The organism is Natrinema pellirubrum DSM 15624 (genome assembly GCF_000230735.2).
GTDB classification, from domain to species: Archaea; Halobacteriota; Halobacteria; order Halobacteriales; family Natrialbaceae; genus Natrinema; species Natrinema pellirubrum.
Genome location: NC_019962.1, coordinates 3,289,874 through 3,309,756, shown reverse-complemented (window position 1 = coordinate 3,309,756; position 19,883 = coordinate 3,289,874). Strand labels below are relative to the sequence as shown.

Here is a 19,883-nt window from a genome sequence, read left to right as displayed (position 1 = left end):
ACGGCGTCGCGGGGCCGATTGAAGATGTCGCTCTGCAGCGGTGTCGTCGGGTTCCGCCGATCCCGTGGACCGGCGGTTACTGCCTGCCGACCTCGAGCGTCGTCTCGAGGGCGGCGGCGATCGCGTCGGTTCCCGCGTCGTCGACGCCGACCAGCGGCGGGCGGACCTCGTCGGAGGGGATGACGCCGCGCTCGGCGACGGCGGCAACGGTCTCGGGTTCGATCCGCTGGCCCGTACACTGCGGAATGTTGTACAGCAGGACGGGGAGCGCGGCATCGTCGAGGACGGCCTCGAAGAACCGCCGGTTGCCGTCGGGCGCGTTCGCCGTCGTGAAATACGGCGCGACGATCGCGGCGGCATCGGCTCCCGCCTCGGCCGCGCGGTCGATGGCTGTGACGGTATCGGCGACGCTCGTGGCGGCCGCACCGGCGACGACCGGGACGTCGACGCGGTCGACGGTCGCCGCGACGATCCGGCGCTGCTCCTCGGTGGTCAGGCTCGGAAACTCGCCGGTCGTCCCGCAGGGAAAGACCGCGTCGATGCCGCCGTCCTCGAGGTGGGCGAGCAGATCGGTCAGGTCCGCCTCGTCGATCGCGCCGTCGTCGAAGGGGGTCACCGTCGGTGCGGTGATCCCGCGGAGTGCATCGCGGATAGCCATGCTCGTTGCCTCCGTCGGGACGATGAAAATCGTTCGCATCGGTTCCGCAAGCCGTCGCCGCGCCTCCGACCACCGGCGGGCCTATGTGTCCGGCGGTCGAACCACGGGGCAATGGCGGATCGGCGTCGACTCGAGCGGTTCCTGCGCTCGACGCTGCAGGGAGCCGGCGAGCAGTTCGAGGAGCTTCGCAGATCGACCGACGACCAGCTCGAGGAGGCCCGCGAGGCCTACGAGGTGGCGCGAAACGCCCGCGAGTTACCCACCGACGAGGCGGGCCGAGCGAAGATCGTCTGTCGGCGCTACGCCCAACAGCGGGCGGCGAAGTTAGACGAGGAGTACCGACCGGCCTGTTACGAGGCGGATCACCCCGACTGCGAGGGCTGTGCCGAGGACGTCCGGAACGGGCGGATCGAGACCTGGTAAGATGGATCGGCCCATCGTTGCCTGTGTCCTCGCCGGGGGTATCGGCAGCCGGCTCTATCCCGCGAGTCGCGGGGAGCGCCCGAAACAGTTCCTCGAGTTCGGCGGCGACCGCTCGCTCCTCTCGCAGACGATGGATCGGACGGCGTTCGCCGACGAGCGCTTCGTCCTGACTCGCGAATCGTTTGCCGACGAAATCCACGAACACGCGCCGGAAGCGGGCCTGCTCGTCGAACCCGCCGGCAAGGACACCGGACCGGCGCTGGTCTATGCCGCCTGGCGGCTCCGGGAGCGGTTCGACCGCGCCCCCGTCCTCGTCTGTCTCCCCAGTGACCACCACGTCGGCGACGACGCCGCCTTCGCCGCCCACCTCGAGCGCGCCGCCGAGATCGCCGCCGAGACGGACGGTCTCGTGACGCTGGGCGTCGAACCCACTCGGCCGGCGACGGGCTACGGCTACATCGTCCCCGACGGCGACGCGGACGAACTCGAGGGGGCGAGCGCGGACTACGACGGCGTCGAACGCTTCACCGAGAAACCCGACCGCGAGGAAGCGCGGCGGCTCCGCGAGGCGGGCGCGTACTGGAACGCCGGGATCTTCGCCTGGACGCCCGCCGCCCTGCTGCGGGAAGCGCGGGCCTCGCCGCTTGCCTCGCTGGTCGAGGCCCTCGAGGCCGGCGAGCCGGAACGCGGCTTCGACGCGGTCGAGGCCGTCAGCGTCGACTACGCGATCATGGAGCGGGCGAGCGACGTCTTCGTGACGCCGTTGCCGGTGGACTGGGACGACCTCGGAACGTGGGACGCCGTGGGGCGGACCCGCTCGGACCGTGACGCGGCCGCGACGAACGACCGAATCGCCGGCGAGATCCTGCCGGTCGACGCGGCGAACAACGTCGTCGCCGCGCCCGATCGGCACGTCTCCCTGCTCGAGGTCGAGGACCTGATCGTCGCCGCCTACGACGACCGGATCCTCGTTGCGCCACGGACGTCGTCACAGCGGGTTCGCGAAGTCGTCGATCGGCTTCGTGAACGCGACGCCTTCTGAGAAACAGCGACGGAACGCAGCGAAACGAGTGCGGCTGTCAGCTCGAGTCGGCCGTTCCCGTCCCGCCGTTACCGTTTTTCGGCCACACCGCCCAGAGCAGGAGCCCGAGGACGAGGACGCCGGCAAGGGCGAGCGACTCGAGGACGGTGAGTTTGATCCCGAACCACGACAGCGCCGTTCGGAACTCGACGACGAACGGGACGAGCAAGGCCACGACGACCAGTAGCGCCCCCTTCGAGATACGCATCTAGCGAATCACCTCACCGAGAGACTCGATGACGGCGGGATCGACCCACGTCGAGAGCCTGACGCCCTCGATGTCGGGCCCGAAGATGCCGCCGGCGTCGATGATGCTCGCGAGCGGGAGCGTGTACGCGATGATCACGAGGACGACGGCGATCGCGGTCCAGAGCTTGAGGTTGTCGAGGATGCGCGGCGAGTCCTCGGCCCCGGAGAGCGTCCCCGCGTAGGTGTTGTCGGGGATCGACTCGCTGTCGTCGCCGATCGACGTCATGATCATGTTCAGGAGGAACAGGGCCAGCGACAGCGTCAGGATGACGCCGCCGAGGGCGACCTGCATGTTGATCTCGCCGACGGTACCCACGGCGGGTTCGAAGTTGAAGCCCTGATACTGCGGTTCGGCGGTCCGGCGGGGCATCCCGAACAGTCCGGAGCGGTGCATCGCGTTGGACATGAACGTCATGCCGATGAACCAGAGGAGGACCTGTCCGAGCGCGACCGACCGGTTCCAGAGTTCCTTGCCCGTCAGCTGCGGGATGAACCAGTAGGACGCCGCCATGAACGTCAGTGCGACGGCGGTGCCGACTGTGAGGTGGAAGTGACCGACGACCCACCACGTGTTGTGGACGAGGTAATTGATGTTCATGCCGGCGTTGATCATGCCGGAGAAGCCGGCCGCGGCGAACATCAGGCCCGCGAGCGCCATCCCGGTGAAGATCGGGTTGCGCCACGGGAGCGCCTTCAGCCAGCCGAGGTAGCCCTCGCCGCCGCGCTGGCGCGCGCCGTGTTCCATGCTCGCGACGACGGTGAAGGCGGTCAGCAGGCTCGGCAGGAGGAGGAACATCGTGTTCGTCATCGCGATGAACTTGTACCCCTCAGCGATGCCCGGATCCAGATACTGATGGTGGATTCCAAGCGGTGTCGAGAGCAGCAGGAACAGCACGAAGACGACGCGTGCAAGCGGGTCGCTGAACAGCTTTCCGCCGGAGAACTTCGGCAGCATGATGTACCACATCATGTACGCCGGCATCAGCCAGAAGTAGACGACGGCGTGACCGAAGTACCAGAACAGCGTCCGGGTCAACAGTGGGTTAACCGAGTCGGTGATCCCCAGCGACCACGGCAGCAGGAACACGAGGATCGACAGGGCCACACCGAACGTGCAGATGTACCAGAACAGCGTCGTCGTCAGCACCATGAAGGTCGGCAGCGGGATCCGCTCGTCGGGGTTCTCGCTCCGCCAGGCCAACCACGTCCGGAACCAGTCGACGCCGGCGAGCCAGGAGCCGACCACGAACAGCACCAGTCCGATGTAGAAGATCGGATGGGCTTCCAGCGGCGCGTAGAACGTAAAGAGGACGTCGGCGTTCAGTTCCGAGCCGAGTACCGACGGCGCCGACTCGAGGAAGCCGCTAAAGATCGCGATCCCAACGAGTGCCGTGCCGATGACCATCATGATGTACCAGGCCCAGGTGAACCGGACGTCGACGACGCCCCGGTCCAGACTGGTCGTTACCGCCCACGTGAAGGTCCCCACGAGGAAGAAGATCGTGAACGTGATCGCCAGCAACACGCCGTGGGCGGTCAGGACGGTGTAGTAGTCGGGCGACTCGATGAACCTGAAGACGTCGGTCCGGTGGAGTGCTTGGATCAGCCCGAGCGTCCCGCCGATTGCCAGCGCGATGAAGGAACTCCAGAAGGCCGCTTTGATCACTCGCGCCTCGTCGGGGAACTGGTCAACGTAGGCGTTACGCATCGCCGTCACCTCCGTCGGCGGACTCGTTGCCATCGGGAGTCACGACCGACAGCGTTCCGCTTTCCTCGTAGTCGTCGACGGTCACGGTCCAGTCGTGGTCGCCCTCGCCGAGGTCGGCGCTGTCGACGGTAAACGCGACTTCCTCGCTGCCGTCGCCGGGGACGGTGATGTCCGCTTCACGCGTTTCGTCGTCGATCTCGAGGGAGACGGTCGTCTCGAGGTCCTCTTGCATGCCGTTTTCCACGTTCGCGGTGATCGTCGTCTCGTTGCCCGATTCGACCTCGTCGTCGGCCTCGACGGACAGTTCGGTCATGTCGAACTCGTCTTCGGGAACGACGTTCAGTTTGCCTTCCATCGTGTGGTGATACTCGCCGCAGTACTCGTTACAGAGGATGCCGTACTCGCCGGGTTCGTCGAACTCCACGGTCATCTCCGAGACCTGCCCGGGAATGACCATCGTGTTCACGTTCGTTCCCACGACGGAGAAACTGTGTGTCACGTCCCGGCTGGTGACATAGAAGGTCACCTCGCTGTTGGCTGGCACCTCTATTTGGCTCGGCGTGTACGACCACGCCTGTGCGACGACCGAGACTTCATACTCGTTGCCGCCGACGTGTTCGACGCCGGGCTCGGCGAACCGTTCGTCGTCGTTGATCTCGTCGGGGTTGATGTCGCCGCCGTCGTCGTCGATCATCGCGATACCCGGGCCGACTGCCCCGTACGTGATCGTCGCGATGAAACCAACGATTAACACCATGGCGGCGACGAGCCATACCTTCTCATAGGTGTGAATGTTCATGCCAGTCCCACCACCGTCAGGGCCATTCCGACGACGGTCGGCCCGTTGCCGAGAAACTCAACGAAGTACATGAATATCCACAGCAATACCAGTATCAGGAAGTAGATCCCGATCAGGATCGCCGTCCCGATCGGATCGTACTCCTCGTGCCCGAGTGTTTGAACATGTTCGGGCTCCCGTTGTTCAGTTTTGGAACTCATACGGACGAGTAGGGAATAGGGACGACTTACTATCAACCTTGGTTCCCGATCGATGGGAAGATGGTGGGGTATTAAGCGCTCGTCCCGCCCAGTACCGTGTATGAACCTCGAGACAGTACCGCCGCGGCTGGCTGCGATCGCGGGGCTACTGGCGATCGTTCCGCTGCTCGTCTATGGGCTCACCAACTCGACGGTCGCCGGCGCCGTCAGCGCGGTCAACGTCGTTCTTATCGTCGGCTCACTGTACCTCGCGATGTCCCCGGTCGAGGGCTCGCACGGCGATCACCACGGTGACGGCAACGGAACTGCCGGGTGACCGCCGCCCGCGAAATGACCCCTAGTTCACTTTCCCCGGAGCTACTGACGACTAGCGCGGGGCACGGAGCCGTCCGGTTCCCCATCGGAACACCGCTGATGGCGAGTCCGGGCTCCGGACTCGCCCCCGAACACGTGAACCTGTTCGTCCTCTTCGTCGTCGGACTGCTCGCCGGCGCACACTGTCTGGGTATGTGCGGCCCGCTGGTGACGACCTACGCCGATCGGATCGGTGACGCCAGTGACAAGCGCCGCGACGACACGCTGACCGGCTACGAGGTGCGCCAGCACGCGCTGTTCAACCTCGGCCGGACGCTCAGCTACGCCGCGATCGGGGGCCTGTTCGGTCTCCTCGGTGCGGTGACGGTCGCCTCGAGCGAGGCCGTCGCCGCGGTCGGCGATAGCGTCAGGGGGGCGACCGGCATCCTCGTCGGGATCGCGATCGTCGCGAGCGGCCTCTACTATCTCCGGGGCAAGACCGCCGTTCCCGGCCACGGGCTCCCGATCGTCGGCACGCTGTTTCGCCGACTCTCGGAGCTGCTCTCGAGCCATGTCGATCGGCTCGCGACGTCGCCGGGGATCGTCGCGCTCGGAGCGGTTCACGGGGTCATGCCGTGTCCGATCATCTATCCCGCGTATCTCTACGCGTTCGCGCTGGGATCGCCGGCACGCAGCGCGCTCTCGCTGGCCGTCCTTGGACTCGGAACGATCCCCACGCTGTTCGTCTACGGCACCGCCATGACCGCGATCGACGTCGACACGCGGGTGCGACTTCACCGCGCGCTGGGCGCGGCGTTCATCCTCCTCGGCTACATCCCACTCTCGCACGGCCTGATGCTGTACGGCATCCACCTGCCCCATCCTCCGCTCCCGTACGAACCACTATTCTAACGATGACACCGGATTCACCACCCGCTCGAGGCTCGCTATCGGCACCGGCTGAAACCGGCGGGACGGCGGCGGACGACGACTCAGTTGCTGACACCTGCGACCTCTGTGACCTGCCGACGCCCGCGGAGCCGATCACCGACCCGGACGTCGACGGCACGTACTGCTGTCGTGGCTGTCTCGAGGTCGCTCGCACGCTCGACGGGACCGACGACGCGCCCGACGAGTCGGCGGTCCGATCCCGCCTCGATTCCGGCGACGACGGGCCGGACCTCGACGATCTCGACGGCGAAGACGCCTACCTCGCGGTCGACGGCATGCACTGCTCGACCTGTGAGGCGTTCCTCGAGACCACCGCCGAGCGAGAACCCGGGGTCCGCGGCGCGACGGCGAGTTACGCGACGGATACGATTCGGCTCGTCTACGATCCCGACCGACTCGATTCCGACGACCTCCCCGAACTCGTCTCCGGCTACGGGTACTCCGCGTCGGATCGATCCGCTGTGGGCGAGACGAGCGGTTCGGACGACGGGCTTGCGCCGCTCTTGTTCGGCGGTTTCTTCGGCATGATGGTTATGATGTGGTACATCCTGTTTCTCTACCCGACGTACTTCGGCTACGAGCCGGTCGCCGACTTCGGCGGGTACGAGACCGCCTTTCTGTCGGCGAACATCTGGGTGTTCACCTCGATCATTCTCTTCTATACCGGCGGTCCGATCCTTCGGGGGGCGTACGTTAGCCTCCGGGCCGGCAGCCCGAACATGGACCTGCTGGTGGCGACGGCAGCGCTTGGCTCCTATAGCTACAGCGCCGTCGCGACCCTGCTCGGCAGCAGTCACCTCTACTTCGACGTCACCGTCGCCGTCATCCTCGTCGTCACCGCGGGCGGGCGCTACGAACAGGCGGTCAAGCGCCGCGCGACCGGCCTGCTCTCCGACCTGACCGAACGACAGGTCGACGAGGCCCGTCGCGAGAGCGGCGAGACGGTGCCCCTCGAGGCGGTCGAGCCCGGCGATCGTTTGCTCGTTCGTCCCGGCGAGCGGGTTCCCCTCGACGGCGAGATCGCGGAGGGATCGGCCGCGGTCGACGAGTCGCTGGTCACCGGCGAGTCGCTGCCGGCCGAGAAGGGACCCGGCGATCCGGTCCGCGGGGGGACCGTCGTCACTGACGCCCCGATCGTCGTCGCGGTCGGTGACGAGGCGGAAAGTACCCTCGACCGGCTCGTCTCCCTGCTCTGGTCGATCCAGAGTTCCCGTCCGGGCGTCCAGCGGCTCGCGGACAAGCTCGCGACCGTCTTCGTCCCGCTGGTGATCGCCCTTGCCGCCGGGACGGTCGCCGTCTCGCTGGCGACCGGCTCGAGCCCGGCGACGGCGCTGTTGCTCGGGCTCACGGTCGTCATCGTCTCCTGTCCCTGCGCGCTGGGACTGGCGACGCCGCTTGCCATCGCTGCGGGGGTCCAGTCGGCCGCCGAACGGGGGATCGTCGTCGCCGCGGAGACGATCTTCGAGGACGCCACCGAGGTCGATACCGTCGTCCTCGACAAGACGGGGACACTCACGACCGGGACGATGACCGTTGATACCGTCCATATGGCCGGCGGCGACGCCGCGGGCGGCGGCCCCGGGCGCGAGGAACTGCTCCGACGGGCCGGCGCGGTCGAGTCCCTCTCCGAACACCCCGTCGCGGCCGCCGTCGCCGACGCGGCACCCGACGACGCGACGGCAGCCAGCACCGTCGCGGACTTCGAGCGGGCGAGCCGCGGCGTCAGCGGTCGCGTCGACGGCGACCGGGTCGTCGTCGGCCACCCCGACTTCTGTCGGGAGCGCGGGCTGGCGATCCCCGACGCCCTCGAGCCCCGGATCGAGGACGCGCGATCGGCGGGCCGCGTGCCCGTCGTCGTCGGCTGGGGCGGCCAGGCTCACGGCGTCGTCGTCGTCGGGGACGCACCGCGTGCGGACCTCGAGGCGGCCCTGACCGACCTCTCGGCGGACCACGAGATCGTCGTCCTCACCGGCGACGAAGGGGCGGCGGCCGAGCGTTTCCGCGACCTCGCAGGCGTCGACGAGGTCTTCGCGGGCGTGCCGCCGGAAGCGAAGGCCGAGACCGTCGACCGGCTCCGGGCCCGCGGGACGGTCGCGATGGTCGGCGACGGCAGCAACGACGCGCCCGCGCTGGCCGCGGCCGACGTCGGCATCGCGATGGGCGGGGGAACACAGCTCGCGACCGACGCGGCCGACGCGGTGATCGTCGGCGACGACCTCACGGCCGTCGGCGAAACCTTCGACGTGGCGACGGCCACGCACCGACGGATCCGCCAGAACCTCGGCTGGGCCTTCGCCTACAACGCGGTCGCGATCCCGCTGGCAGTCGCCGGTCTGTTGAACCCGCTGTTTGCCGCCGTCGCGATGGCCGCGAGCAGTCTGCTCGTCGTCTGCAACTCCGCCCGCTCGCTGTGAGCGAGGCGATGCCGATGCCGTCGCGTCCCGGCCTCGAGCGCCCCTACTCGTCCGCTTCGTCGGCCGTCACGACCCGTTCGACTTCTCGCCGTTCGCCGTCCTCGTAGACGTACGTCGTCCCCTCATCCTCGTCGCGGGTCCGCCGGTGGCTCCCGTCACAGAAGGGGAACTCGTCCGAGAGCCCGCACTGACAGACCGCCACGTCGCCTTTCCCGTCGTCGATGTCGTCCGGCTCGAGCTTCCGTGGGCCGTTGGCCTCGAGTTCGACCAGTCGCGTCATCGTGTGTGTCTCGCGTCGCCGTCGGCAAAACGCTTCGCTCGCAGCCGTTCCACGGCGGTGTGATCCGCCAGTGTGCCGTCATCCGGCGGAAAGCAGCCACGAACCGCCGATCCCTGGGACCGGCGTCGACGTCGACTATCAGTACCGGCGACTGGTAGTGTGGGATGGTGGCACGGAACACCGTCTCCGGGAACGGCAAGGTTCTTGGTTCGGCTGTTGAAAATCAGGATAGGAACAGTCATGTGGGTCTCCGCCGCGACAATGCCGACCGCGATCGCCCTCGCGGTCGTCAAGACGCTCGTCCTCATCGTCGGCGGCGTCATCACGTTCTTCGCCTACAAGGCCTACCGGCGCACTCGTCAGTCCGCGCTGGGCTATCTCTCGCTCGGCTTCGGCCTCGTCACCCTCGGACTGGTACTGGCCGGCATGCTGTATGAAATACTCGGCGTCCCGCTGATGACCGGCATCCTCCTCGAGAGCCTGCTGGTACTGGCCGGCTTCTTCGTGATCGCATACTCGTTGTACGTGACCTGAGCCGCGTCGATGTCGCGATCGGCCAAATTTATTTGGGAGTAACGGTATCCGTGATCGGCGAATAACCGAAGGTACGGCAGGGACGATCGGCGCTGAACCATGGAGCTTCACGCCCCCTGCCGTCGTACCCCCTCTTCCCCCATCCACTCCCCCTTTCGTTCGACGCGCCGGTCTTCGCACAGGCGATACGTTCGCTCGGATCGCGGAATCACCCAGAGGTAAGTGGGCCGCCACACGAGTGACCGCTATGCGAACCGAACACGCAGCCGACGGGCAGTCGCCGAGCGGATCGGCCACCGCGTCGGTGGGGGATCGACGATGAGCAGTCCGGACGACGCCGAGCTGGCGGTCGGTGCGGACGCGTTCACGCAGGACGGCAGCGGCCTCGAGGTCGCGGTCGTCGGCGCGGGTGCCGTCGGCGCGACCGCGGCCTACGACCTCGCCCGCGAGGGTGCCGACGTGACGGTCTACGACCGCGGGAGCGTCGCCAGCGGTGCCAGCGGCCGGGCGGCGGGGATCTGTTACGACGCGTTCGCGGACGGGCTCGACGCCGAGATCGCCGGCGACGCCATCGAGCGATTCCGCGCGCTCTCGGGCGACGATACCTTTGCGTTCGTCGAGTGTCCCTACGTCTGGCTCGCCCGCGAGGACGACCTCGAACGCGCTGACGCGATCCGAGAACAGGTCCGTCGCATGCAGGAACACGGTATCGTCGCGCTCGAACTCGAGGGCGACGCGCTCGCGGACCGGTTCCCCGCGCTGCGGACCGACGACGTTGCCGTCGCCGGGATCGCCGGCGCGGCGGGCTATGCCGATCCCGCCGAGTACACCGCCTGTCTCGCGGCCGCGGCCACCGGTGCGGGTGCGACTCTCGAGACCGAGACCCCGGTCGAGGTCCGGGCCGATCCGAGCCGGGTGATCCGTCCGGACGGCGGCGTTCACGAGGTCGACGCAGTCCTCGTGGCAGCCGGGGCCCGGACCGGCGGCTTGCTCGCGGACGCGGGCCTCGAGTTGGCCGTGAAACCCTACCGCGTCCAGGCGCTGCTCGCGGACGGCGATCTGGCGGAGCCGATGTGTTACGATGCGAGCGGCGACTTCTATCTGCGACCGCACGCCGGCGGCATTCTCGCGGGCGACGGGACCGAAGAACGCGAGGCGGATCCCGACGGCTACGACCGCGAGGCCGATCCCGAGTTCCGGGCCGATCTCCGCGAGCGGGTCTCACACCGGGTCCCGGCGATCGATCTCGGGGGCGAGAACGCGATCACGCGCTCGTGGGCCGGTCTCTGTACGTCGACCCCGGACCGGGATCCACTGGTCGGTGCGGTTCGGGACGGGGTCTACGTCGCGACCGGCTTCCAGGGTCACGGGTTTATGCGCGCGCCGGCGATCGGACAGCGACTCGCGGCCGAGATCCTCGGCGGCGACGGGATCGACGCGTTCGACCCGACCCGGTTCGACGGCGACGAAGCATTCGAGATCGCGGAAGGAATGTCGACGGAGCCGAACTGACTTAGTCGTCGACGGCGACCGGTTCGGTCTCGGGGTCCGTCTGTGTGGACCCGGTCCGATCGGTTTCCTCGCGTGACTCGGCGCTCGAGTCAGCCTCCTGTGACGGCTCTTCGAGCGACGATCCCTTCGGGATTTCGACGCTCAGCGTGCCGGTTTCGGTGAGTCGGGCGGTCCCGGCGTCGGGATCGACGACGGCGTCGCCGGGCAGTTCGGCGGCGCCGGATAACGACATTCCCCGGCCGGGAAACCGCATTTCGTAGCCTTCATGGAATCCCCGAAAGCGATCGATCCGGATTTTGACGGTGCCATCGAGATATCGGACCTGCACGTCGTCGGGTTCGGCACCGGGCGCGTCGAAGACGACCCGATAGGCGTCGTCGTTCTCGAGGATGTCGACGGGGAGCGAACGGTGGTTCTGGACGCGGCCGCTCGCGCGCCCGATCTGTCGATACAGCGTGCTGCCGACCGATTCCCCGAGATCTTGGAGGCTCACGGGACCTCACCTCGGGCGGGACGGCCGGCGCGGGCGGCGGTCGTGGGGACCGAGAGAAGGGACTGACAGTACGTGGGAGACATGGCCGTACGACCGGATACGTGAGCCCGTTTCATATCTCTTTTGCCCATGCCAAAAGAAACGTCAGACGCGCGGCTCGACACCGTCCCAGCAAGACGACGGACGGACGCCACTCCCCCGTCAGAGTTCGACCCGCTCGAGGCAGTCGGTCCCCCCACAGACCGGACACGACAGGTCGGTGACCGCGAGGTCATCGGGAACGTCGTAGGTGTAGTGGTTCTCGAAGATGTCGAGAAAACAGTCGTCGTCGGTACACACGATCTCTTCCGTCGGCGGCATACCCGTCCGTTCGGTCGGGAAACTAATCAACATTGGCTTCACCCACGACGACTGCAGGCTCCGGTGGCTCAGTCCCGCTCGAGGGCCGGCTCGACGCCGGGTGCGAGGCTCGTGATGACCGCCGGGCCATCGCGGTCCCTGACGACGAGCCCGTCCTCCTCGAGCGTCGAGAGGTGATGGGTCACCGTACTCGGATCCCGATCGAGGCGGTCGGCGAGCGTCGTCGTCTGTGCCGGCCCGTCCTCGGCGAGCGCCTCGAGGATGCGACGGGTCGGTACGTTCTCGAGCGCCGCCCGCAGTTCGATATCGACGTCGTCGATCGCGTCCGCACGGGCGTAACAGCGGTTCCCCCGGCGCTTCGTCGACGCGATCAGGTTCTCCTCCTCGAGGATCCGGAGGTGGTGGCGGACCGTCGACAGGGAGGCGTCGGTCGCCGACTCGAGTTCCGAGAGTACTATTCCCGGCTCGTCGTCGATCGTTTCGTAGAGCGTCTGCCGGACGTCGTGGTCGAGCGGGTCCGAGTCGTCGTATCGACTGTAGCGAAACAGCGAGCCCAGCACCCGCCACGGCCGGTCGCCGCCCGCCTGCTCGAGGGAGAGCGCCGCCATCCGGGCCGAGGACTGGCCCGCGACGACCGAGGCGCTGCCGGTGGCCGAGGCGTTGACCGCACCCGCAGTGAGCATCGTCGCGAGCGCCAGTCCGGCCGCCTCGCTCGGGCTCGTGGACTCGTCAGGCGGCGACTCGGGACCCGACTCGTTCCCGTCGCTCGAGTCGACGGGTTCGGTAACGTCGGCCGACTCGAACGGGTCGCCATCGGCCGTCGACCCCGATCCGTCGCCGGACCCGTCCGTGCGGTTCGGTCCGTCCGGAGTTTCGGCGTCGTCGGCACCGTCAGGATCATCGGGGTCATCTGAATCGTCGGGGTCGTTTGGATCATCTGGGTCATCCGGGTCGTCGGAGTCGTCCGGATCATCGGGGTCATCAGGATCATCGGGGTCGTCCGGATCGTCGAGGTCGTCAGAATCGCTCGTGTCTGTGGTGTCGCTGGTATCGGACGTATCGTTCTGGTCCGACGTATCGTCGGGATCGTCCGGGTCGTCCGGATCATCAGGATCATCGGGATCGTCCGGGTCGTCGGAATCGGTCTGTATCGCAAACGCGGTCCGGTCACCGTCCGAGACGAGGGACTCCGCCCGGTCGCCGGTTCCGTCCGCAGCGGCGGCCGTCGCCGTCGCTCCCGCCGTGACCGTCGTCGCAAGGATCACTATGACGACGCTCATCAACAGCACCGGTCGCGCGCGTCCGACCCTCATGGGTACTCGAGTCACCGATCGGAACGCTGTCCTGCCGGCCGGCGAGTCGCCATCGGCCGCGATCGTGACACGATGTCGGGGCCGACGGCGGCGGCTCTCCGTGCGATCGTCTCCGTTCCGACTGTTCGAAACGAACATCGTTCCGTCCTTTAAATTAATCCACTCGATACGATCCGGACTCGATCAGCCGCCCGAGAGACGACCGCGGCGAATCACTGCAGTGTCGGCCGAGAGCGTGTAGTCACCGTTTTACCCCTCGAGGCGCTACCGGGAGCCATGACTGACCCCGAGACGCTGTCGGTGACGATCGTCGACGGCTACGTCGACGAGCCCGCACACTTCGGGGTGCCGCCGTATATCTCGACATATCCCCGGTACGCGGCAGGTGCGCTCGTCGATGCGGGTGTTCCCCGGGAGCGGATCACCTACCATACGATCGATCGACTCCGCGACGAACCCGACTACTGGCGAGACGTCGACGAGGCCGACCTCTTGCTCTATCTGGGCGGCATGACCGTCCCCGGGAAGTACGTCGGTGGGACGCCGGCCGAACCCGACGAGGTCCGCAAGCTGGCCTGGACCGCCAACGGCACGAGCCTGATGGGCGGCCCCGTCAAGTTCGGCGTCGGCGACGAAAACGCCGGCGCGACCGAGACTGAACGGCAGGATCTTGACTTCGATTTCGTCGCCAAGGGCGACGTCGAGGCTGCCGTCCACGATCTCGTCGAGAGCGGCCTCGAGGGCTTCAACAACCGGATGCGAGACATCGAGGAGGTCTCACGGTGGGCACGGGAGGGGGCGTTCGTCGTCGAACAACACCCCAACCACCCGGACCATCTCATCGCCGAACTCGAGACCTCGCGGGGCTGTGCGTATCGGTGTTCGTTCTGTACGGAGCCGCTCTATGGTAACCCCGAGTTCCGACCGCCGCCGACCGTCGTCGGCGAGGTCGACGCTCTCTCCGATTACGGCGTCAAACACTTCCGGCTCGGCCGGCAGGCCGATATCCTCGCCTACGGCGGCGACGGGGAAGCGCCCAACCCCGACGCCCTGCGCCAACTCTACGGCGGCATCCGCGAGGTCGCGCCCGACCTCGAGACGCTCCATCTGGACAATATGAACCCCATCACGATCGTCGAGTGGCCCGAGCAGAGCCGCGAGGGGATCCGGATCATCGCCGAACACAACACGCCCGGCGACACCGCAGCGTTCGGCCTCGAGTCGGCCGATCCGGTCGTCCAGGAGGAGAACAACCTCAACGTCACCGCCGAGGAGTGTTTCGAGGCGGTCAAGATCGTCAACGAGGAGGCCGGCTGGCGACCCGGCGAAGACCCCGGGGACGGCCCGAGCGTCGGTCGGGACACCCCGAACCGGCTCCCAAAACTCCTGCCCGGCATCAACCTCCTGCACGGCCTCAAGGGTGAGCGCGAGGAGACCTACGAGCGCAACCGTGAGTTCCTCCAGCGGGTCTACGACGAGGGCTACATGCTTCGCCGGATCAACATCCGGCAGGTGATGGCCTTCGACGGCACCGACATGAGCGACACCGGAGCGGAGATCGCCAACGACCACAAACAGCTGTTCAAACGCTACAAGAAGCGGGTCCGCGAGGAGATCGACAACCCCATGCTCGAGCGGGTCGCCCCGCTCGGCACCGTCCTCCCCGACGTCCACCTCGAGTACCATCAGGACGGCAAGACCTTCGGCCGCCAGCTCGGCACCTACCCCCTGCTGGTCGGGATTCCGGGCGAGCGCGAACTCGGGCGGACGATCGACGTCGCGGTGGTCGACCACGGCTACCGCTCGGTGACCGGCGTCCCCCACCCGCTAGATCTCAACGCGGCCTCGATGGACGAACTCACCGCCATCCCCGGCATCGGGGACAGCACCGCCGGCGACATCGTCGTCGACCGTCCCTACGAGACCCTGTCCGACGCCGACTTCGGCAGCGAGGTCGACCTCTCGCGGCTCGCGACTGTTCGCCCCCTCGAGCGCGCGGACTGATTCCTCGCGTCTGGGACCGTCACACACTCGCATGGCCCCTCGAACCGCCCGGTCGAACGGGTACACAAGCCTCTTTCCCCGTCAGTCGACGGCTCGGTGTCGGTAGTTCTATTATGGATGGGTCTCTGCAATGAAATAGAGGGTCTACCTGTGGAGATATCTGAAAAGCTGCTGTGTCTGTTCAGTACGGACGTTTCGGAGGAAGAGGATCGCTACGTCATCGAAGTACCCCGTCAGGAGGTCGAAACCGGCGACATCGACCCCGGCGAGGTCTACCGTGTCGCGCTCATCTCGCGGGACGAGGCGGCCGCCGAGGACGACTCGGGGACGGCGAGCCAGCCCCAGAGCGCACCGTCGGAGCCGCAGCCACCGGTCGACGTCGGGGAAACCCGCTACGTCGAAATCGAGGACATCGGCAAGCAGGGCGACGGCATCGCCCGCGTCGAACGCGGCTACGTCATCATCGTGCCGGGTGCCGACGTCGGCGAACGGGTCAAGATCGAAGTCACCGAGGTCAAGTCGAACTTCGCGGTCGGCGAGATCATCGAGGACACGTTCTAGAGACCACCTTTTTTGCGCTCGGGTCGGCGGAGCCGACCTCTCGCGCAAAAAATCTGGACCAAAAAAGGCCGAGCGCGAGCGGGGCGAGGGCTGAACGAAGCGAAGCCCTCGGAAACGCGAGCGCTCGGTGAAACGGCGCGCGGAGCGCGCCGTACAGGACTGCTCCTAAGAAGTCCCACTGCTCGAGCCGTCGGTTTCTTCTTTTGTTACTCCTCGAGCGGCGTCCCATCGGCCCGCTTCGCACCCTCGGAGTCGTGGACGACGACCTCGCCTGGGTCTGGATCGGCGGGCGCGTAGTTGTCCCGAACGGCGATGGCCTCCTCGAGTTCCCGCACGGCCCGTTCCTTCAGCGCTCGAGCCAACTCCTCGGCGTCGGCTCTCGAGATGTCGCGGCCCAGCCCCTCGCACTCGTGGGCGCGGACCATCCCGGCCTCGTCGCCGGCTTCGCCGGCTTCCCGTTGCGCTTCCAGCGCAACGCTGTCGACCACCTCGCCCATCGGCTGGCTGGTGCCCGCGAGCGCGACGCTGAAGGGGTAGGTCCGACAGATCAGCGGCCGATCCCCGTGTGCGGCACACGCGCCCGTGCCCGAGTCGTCTTCCTCGTAGAACGTACAGTCGCCGCAGTCGTCGGTCTGTAAGGCCCACTCGAAGGTCTCGCCCTCGAGATCGCCGTCCTCGGTCTCCGAGAGGCCGTACGGCATCGGTCGGGCGATATCGCGCCAGTCGTAGTCCCCGTCGTACTCGTCGCTTTCCTCGAGGTCGCGGACTTCGTCGGGGAACACCGTCGCGGTGTGATCGTCCTCGGCCTCGCCCGTACAGCAGGCCCCACAGCGGGTACACTCGAAGCCGATGGACTCGATCGCGTCCGCGAGGTCGGCGATCGAGAGCTGGCGGGCGTCTTCGAGTTCGGCTTCGAGCGATTGCACGCTCGAGGGGAGGGGGTCGAGGCGGAAAAGTCAGTCGTCCGCGGACGGTGCGGCGCGCTCGCCGTCCCACTCGACCCGTCCCTCGACGGCGAGTTTCTCGAGGTGGGCCAGGACCGTCGCCTGTGCGAGGTCTTCCACCCCTGAGAGGTCCTTGTCGTAGGCCGCCGCGAGGATCCTCTCGAGCGTGTCCGCGCCACCGGTGACGGCCTCGCGGACGCGCTGCTCGCGGTCGGCCCGGTGGGTAAGCAGTCGCTCGAGGGTTTCGCGGGGGGCGTCGATCTCGGGGCCGTGGCCGGGATACAGTGCCGGCGGATCGGCCGCCCAGAGGCGACGGAGAGTCGTCACGTACGCGCGCATGTCCCCCTCGGGCGCGCCGACGACGACGCTACCCTCGCGGACGGCACAATCACCACAGCAGATCGGGCCGCCGTGGCCGGCCTCGAGGGCGACGTGGTCCGGCGCGTGGCCGGGCGCGTCGAGAACGCGAACTCGCTCCTCGCCGAGCGGAATTTCGGTCCCCGGCGTGAAGGTGCGGTCGGGCTCGATCCCGGTCGCGTCGCGAAAGCGGTCGGCGCGGCCGTAGCGGGCCCAGACCGTCGCGTCGGTTTCGGCCGCGTAGGCCGCGACGGCACCGACGTGATCGGGGTGGGTGTGGGTGACGAGAACGTGATCGACGGATCGGTCGCAGACCGCCCGGTCGAGGGCGTCGGTTCGAGCCGCGGGGTCGACGAGGATCGCCGATTCGGGGCTGGACCCGCCGTCCGAGGACGGTTTCGCTCCCTCGAGGAGGTACGCGTTGGTGTCGCCGGACGGCGCGCGCGTCGCGACGGGGACGGACCACCGAGTAACGTGCATGTCAGGACAGTACGACCGGGTGAAAAAAGACGTATCGGCGGCGACCGGCACTCGACCCCTCCCCGCTCCCCCGAGCAGTGGAGACGTGGGCGGCGAGCCGGTCAGTGATTCAGGTAGTAGACCTGTTTGCGCGCGTCGCGGAAGCTGTATCGGGAGCCGACCAGTCCGACGTCTTCGAGGCGATTGAGGGCGTAGCGGACGGTGCGGTCGGGCAGCAGCGACTCCTCGGCGAGTTGGCCCTGCGAGAGCGGCGAGTCGGTCTCGAGAACTTTCGCAACGAGTTTCGCGCTCGGGGGCAGATCGCGGAGTCGGTCGCGGTATTCGTCCTCCGACAGCGTTTCTTCGGCAGCAGCGCCACGGTCCTCGGCTGTACTCATGCTCATACCCACTTGAGTGCAATCGCCAGTGGTAAAGCTTCCCTATATGTGGATACGAACAATGCAGTTTGTATAAGGCATATGAATGAGGTATTAACACAATATATTGTGCCCGGCTCCGATCGACCGCAGGCGGGTGGGTAACTGCCGTCGACACCGATTCGTCAGTCGACTCCAGTATCGTTTTATCCCATCGCGACAGTAGATTCGCTCAGTGTGAAAGGACAGGAGTGGTACCAAGCCGACGACATCGCCGAGGAATACGACGACAAGCGCTTCTCCCGGGGCGGCCAGCTGATCGACCGCCGAGAGAAGGAGGCCGTCCTCGAGGCCATCATGCCGGTCGAGGACCGCAAGGTCCTCGAGATCGCCTGTGGTACCGGGCGGTTTACGGTCATGCTGGCCCACCAGGGGGCTGACGTCGTCGGACTCGACATCTCGGCGGCGATGTTACAGCAGGGACGACGGAAGGCGAAACAGGACGAGCTTTCGGGAACGCTGGAGTTCCTCCGGGGGGACGCGGGGCGGCTGCCGTTCCCGGACGATCACTTCGATACCGTCATCGCGATGCGGTTTTTCCACCTCGCTGACGACCCCGAGGCCTTCCTCGAGGAGATGCGACGGGTGGCCCGCGATCAGATCGTCTTCGATACGTTCAATCGGTTCTCGAGCCGGAGCGTCTACAACTGGGCGCTGCCGATGGGGTCCCGACTCTACTCGAAGAGCGAAGTGGCGGTCCTGCTCGCGAAGACCGATCTCACGCTCGTCGACGTGGAAGACGACTTCCTCCTCCCCTACGGGTTGTATCGATCGATTCCGAACGCGCTCGCCTCGCCACTTCGGGCGATCGACGAGGCGGTTGGGACGCTCCCGGTCACCGATCACTTCGCGTCGGTATCGTACTGGAACGCGCGCGTTCGGTGACGGCATCGGGGTCAATCCAATCTATTTACTATCAGGAGCCCGTACCGGGACGTATGGAGCTCTCGGTAGTCGTCTCGACGCTGAACGACCGGGAGCGGTTGCCGTCGTGTCTCGACGCCCTCGGGGGACGAACGCCGTCGTCGACGGAAATCATCGTCGTCAACGGCCCGTCCTCGGACGGGACCACTGGCGTCGTCCGTGATCGCGACGACGTCGATGTCCTCGTCGAGATCTCCGAGCGAAACCCCGGCGTCTCCCGAAACGCCGGCCTCGAACTCGCGACGGGAGACGCGATCGCCTTCCTCGACGGCGAGTACACGATCGATCACAGCTGGTATCCGGCCATCGAGGGGGCGATGGCCGACGAGACCGATGTCGTCACCGGCCCCATCACCGGCGGGTCCGATCGCGAGCGCGATCGCTCGCCCCGGCGGATCGGCGGCCGGACGGTGACGGAGTTTCACGGCGACAACGTCGCCTTCGAGCGGTCCGTCCTCGAGGCATTGGACGGGTTCGACGAGTACCTCGTCCAGGAAAGCGAGTGCGACTGTGCCCACCGCGTGGCCGGCCTCGAGTACGAGGTCTCGTGGGACGCGGCGATGGCCGCCCGCCGTGAGGTCGGGACCGACGGCGGCCGGGCCGACCCCGACTGGGGGCCGACCTACCGCTCGCTGTCCTACCGACTCGCGAAGAACTACGGCCCCCGGCCGAGCGTGTTCGCCCGGACCGTCGGGAGCGCGCTCCGGGACGGTGCCGGCGGCGTCCGCCGACTGGCCGCCGGCGAGGCGACGCCGACCGGCTGGGTCTCGGACGGCGTCGATGTCACCGAAAACATCGCCCGCGGGCTCTGGGACGGCGTCCGCGCCCGCTATGCCGACCGCTCGAGCCGACGGAACCCCAACGGGCTCTCGGAGCGCCACGACCGGGCAGTTCGGGTCTACGACCGGCGCTGATGTGATACCGCGGG

At 67.2% G+C, this 19,883-nt stretch carries 23 protein-coding genes; 11 read left to right on the top strand and 12 right to left on the bottom strand.

All coding sequences use genetic code 11. From position 1 onward, the window contains the following. Window positions 1-76 precede the first annotated feature (76 nt). Window positions 77-658, bottom strand: a complete 582-nt coding sequence (locus NATPE_RS16010) for a dihydrodipicolinate synthase family protein (RefSeq protein ID WP_015299208.1) — start codon at window positions 656-658, stop codon at window positions 77-79. 111 nt (window positions 659-769) lie between these two features. Between NATPE_RS16010 and NATPE_RS16005 the strand changes: the two genes are divergently transcribed. Together NATPE_RS16005 and NATPE_RS16000 are read left to right on the top strand one after the other, a co-directional pair. Continuing rightward, window positions 770-1,081: a DUF7091 family protein gene (locus NATPE_RS16005; protein ID WP_006182638.1), complete on the top strand. Its 312-nt coding sequence runs from the start codon at window positions 770-772 to the stop codon at window positions 1,079-1,081. A 1-nt stretch (window position 1,082) separates the two neighbouring features. Next, window positions 1,083-2,123 carry a mannose-1-phosphate guanylyltransferase gene (locus NATPE_RS16000; protein WP_006182637.1) on the top strand — a complete coding sequence of 347 codons (1,041 nt, stop codon included), beginning with the start codon at window positions 1,083-1,085 and terminating at the stop codon, window positions 2,121-2,123. Between the two features lie 37 nt (window positions 2,124-2,160). Here the strand turns inward: NATPE_RS16000 and NATPE_RS15995 are convergent, their stop codons facing one another. The 4 genes from NATPE_RS15995 to NATPE_RS15980 are packed head-to-tail and all read right to left on the bottom strand — an operon-like array spanning window position 2,161 to window position 5,118. Beyond that, window positions 2,161-2,370, bottom strand: coding sequence for a hypothetical protein (locus NATPE_RS15995; RefSeq protein ID WP_006182636.1), 210 nt, complete (start codon window positions 2,368-2,370; stop codon window positions 2,161-2,163). Continuing rightward, entirely contained in the window at window positions 2,371-4,152 is a 1,782-nt protein-coding gene (locus NATPE_RS15990) for a b(o/a)3-type cytochrome-c oxidase subunit 1 (RefSeq protein ID WP_006182635.1), read from the bottom strand. Further along, window positions 4,112-4,918 (bottom strand): cytochrome c oxidase subunit II, encoded by an 807-nt coding sequence (locus NATPE_RS15985; RefSeq protein ID WP_006182634.1) that lies wholly within the window; start codon window positions 4,916-4,918, stop codon window positions 4,112-4,114. The genes NATPE_RS15990 and NATPE_RS15985 overlap by 41 nt, the downstream gene beginning before the upstream one ends. Then, the gene (locus tag NATPE_RS15980) at window positions 4,915-5,118 is read right to left on the bottom strand and encodes a hypothetical protein (RefSeq protein WP_006182633.1); all 204 of its coding nucleotides are present in this window, start codon (window positions 5,116-5,118) and stop codon (window positions 4,915-4,917) included. The genes NATPE_RS15985 and NATPE_RS15980 overlap by 4 nt, the downstream gene beginning before the upstream one ends. A gap of 100 nt (window positions 5,119-5,218) precedes the next feature. On the opposite strand from NATPE_RS15980, the gene NATPE_RS15975 reads away from it, so the two are divergent. The 3 genes from NATPE_RS15975 to NATPE_RS15965 all read left to right on the top strand — a co-directional run bounded on the left by NATPE_RS15975 (window position 5,219) and on the right by NATPE_RS15965 (window position 8,777). Next, the gene (locus NATPE_RS15975; protein WP_006182632.1) at window positions 5,219-5,434 is read left to right on the top strand and encodes a hypothetical protein; all 216 of its coding nucleotides are present in this window, start codon (window positions 5,219-5,221) and stop codon (window positions 5,432-5,434) included. Between the two features lie 98 nt (window positions 5,435-5,532). Continuing rightward, window positions 5,533-6,324, top strand: coding sequence for a sulfite exporter TauE/SafE family protein (locus NATPE_RS15970; RefSeq protein ID WP_006182631.1), 792 nt, complete (start codon window positions 5,533-5,535; stop codon window positions 6,322-6,324). Window positions 6,325-6,326: 2 nt separating this feature from the next. Continuing rightward, entirely contained in the window at window positions 6,327-8,777 is a 2,451-nt protein-coding gene (locus NATPE_RS15965; RefSeq protein WP_006182630.1) for a heavy metal translocating P-type ATPase, read from the top strand. Window positions 8,778-8,820: 43 nt separating this feature from the next. Here the strand turns inward: NATPE_RS15965 and NATPE_RS15960 are convergent, their stop codons facing one another. Beyond that, window positions 8,821-9,057 (bottom strand): CDGSH iron-sulfur domain-containing protein, encoded by a 237-nt coding sequence (locus NATPE_RS15960; RefSeq protein ID WP_006182629.1) that lies wholly within the window; start codon window positions 9,055-9,057, stop codon window positions 8,821-8,823. A gap of 261 nt (window positions 9,058-9,318) precedes the next feature. On the opposite strand from NATPE_RS15960, the gene NATPE_RS15955 reads away from it, so the two are divergent. Both NATPE_RS15955 and NATPE_RS15950 read left to right on the top strand, forming a co-directional pair. Beyond that, window positions 9,319-9,591 (top strand): DUF7521 family protein, encoded by a 273-nt coding sequence (locus tag NATPE_RS15955; protein WP_015299206.1) that lies wholly within the window; start codon window positions 9,319-9,321, stop codon window positions 9,589-9,591. 318 nt (window positions 9,592-9,909) lie between these two features. Continuing rightward, window positions 9,910-11,103 (top strand): NAD(P)/FAD-dependent oxidoreductase, encoded by a 1,194-nt coding sequence (locus tag NATPE_RS15950; RefSeq protein ID WP_015299205.1) that lies wholly within the window; start codon window positions 9,910-9,912, stop codon window positions 11,101-11,103. A 1-nt stretch (window position 11,104) separates the two neighbouring features. Here the strand turns inward: NATPE_RS15950 and NATPE_RS15945 are convergent, their stop codons facing one another. From NATPE_RS15945 to NATPE_RS15940, 3 genes are all read right to left on the bottom strand, one after another. Continuing rightward, the gene (locus NATPE_RS15945; protein WP_006182626.1) at window positions 11,105-11,596 is read right to left on the bottom strand and encodes an Hsp20/alpha crystallin family protein; all 492 of its coding nucleotides are present in this window, start codon (window positions 11,594-11,596) and stop codon (window positions 11,105-11,107) included. A gap of 201 nt (window positions 11,597-11,797) precedes the next feature. Continuing rightward, window positions 11,798-11,956 (bottom strand): DUF7559 family protein, encoded by a 159-nt coding sequence (locus NATPE_RS22795; protein WP_006182625.1) that lies wholly within the window; start codon window positions 11,954-11,956, stop codon window positions 11,798-11,800. Window positions 11,957-12,024: 68 nt separating this feature from the next. Continuing rightward, on the bottom strand, window positions 12,025-13,269 hold the full coding sequence (locus NATPE_RS15940; protein ID WP_015299204.1) for a winged helix-turn-helix transcriptional regulator: 1,245 nt from the start codon (window positions 13,267-13,269) through the stop codon (window positions 12,025-12,027). A gap of 276 nt (window positions 13,270-13,545) precedes the next feature. Between NATPE_RS15940 and NATPE_RS15935 the strand changes: the two genes are divergently transcribed. Together NATPE_RS15935 and NATPE_RS15930 are read left to right on the top strand one after the other, a co-directional pair. Beyond that, window positions 13,546-15,273 (top strand): radical SAM protein, encoded by a 1,728-nt coding sequence (locus NATPE_RS15935; RefSeq protein ID WP_006182622.1) that lies wholly within the window; start codon window positions 13,546-13,548, stop codon window positions 15,271-15,273. Window positions 15,274-15,423: 150 nt separating this feature from the next. Beyond that, the gene (locus tag NATPE_RS15930) at window positions 15,424-15,834 is read left to right on the top strand and encodes a TRAM domain-containing protein (RefSeq protein ID WP_006182621.1); all 411 of its coding nucleotides are present in this window, start codon (window positions 15,424-15,426) and stop codon (window positions 15,832-15,834) included. Window positions 15,835-16,040: 206 nt separating this feature from the next. Here the strand turns inward: NATPE_RS15930 and NATPE_RS15925 are convergent, their stop codons facing one another. The 3 genes from NATPE_RS15925 to NATPE_RS15915 all read right to left on the bottom strand — a co-directional run bounded on the left by NATPE_RS15925 (window position 16,041) and on the right by NATPE_RS15915 (window position 17,998). Next, window positions 16,041-16,760 carry a YkgJ family cysteine cluster protein gene (locus NATPE_RS15925; protein ID WP_006182620.1) on the bottom strand — a complete coding sequence of 240 codons (720 nt, stop codon included), beginning with the start codon at window positions 16,758-16,760 and terminating at the stop codon, window positions 16,041-16,043. A gap of 30 nt (window positions 16,761-16,790) precedes the next feature. Further along, on the bottom strand, window positions 16,791-17,615 hold the full coding sequence (locus NATPE_RS15920; protein WP_006182619.1) for an MBL fold metallo-hydrolase: 825 nt from the start codon (window positions 17,613-17,615) through the stop codon (window positions 16,791-16,793). A 101-nt stretch (window positions 17,616-17,716) separates the two neighbouring features. Continuing rightward, window positions 17,717-17,998, bottom strand: a complete 282-nt coding sequence (locus NATPE_RS15915; RefSeq protein WP_006182618.1) for a helix-turn-helix domain-containing protein — start codon at window positions 17,996-17,998, stop codon at window positions 17,717-17,719. Between the two features lie 210 nt (window positions 17,999-18,208). Here NATPE_RS15915 and NATPE_RS15910 point away from each other — a divergent pair, with 210 nt between their 5' ends. Beyond that, entirely contained in the window at window positions 18,209-18,916 is a 708-nt protein-coding gene (locus NATPE_RS15910) for a class I SAM-dependent methyltransferase (RefSeq protein ID WP_006182617.1), read from the top strand. Between the two features lie 53 nt (window positions 18,917-18,969). Next, the gene (locus NATPE_RS15905) at window positions 18,970-19,869 is read left to right on the top strand and encodes a glycosyltransferase family 2 protein (RefSeq protein WP_006182616.1); all 900 of its coding nucleotides are present in this window, start codon (window positions 18,970-18,972) and stop codon (window positions 19,867-19,869) included. Window positions 19,870-19,883 lie beyond the last annotated feature (14 nt).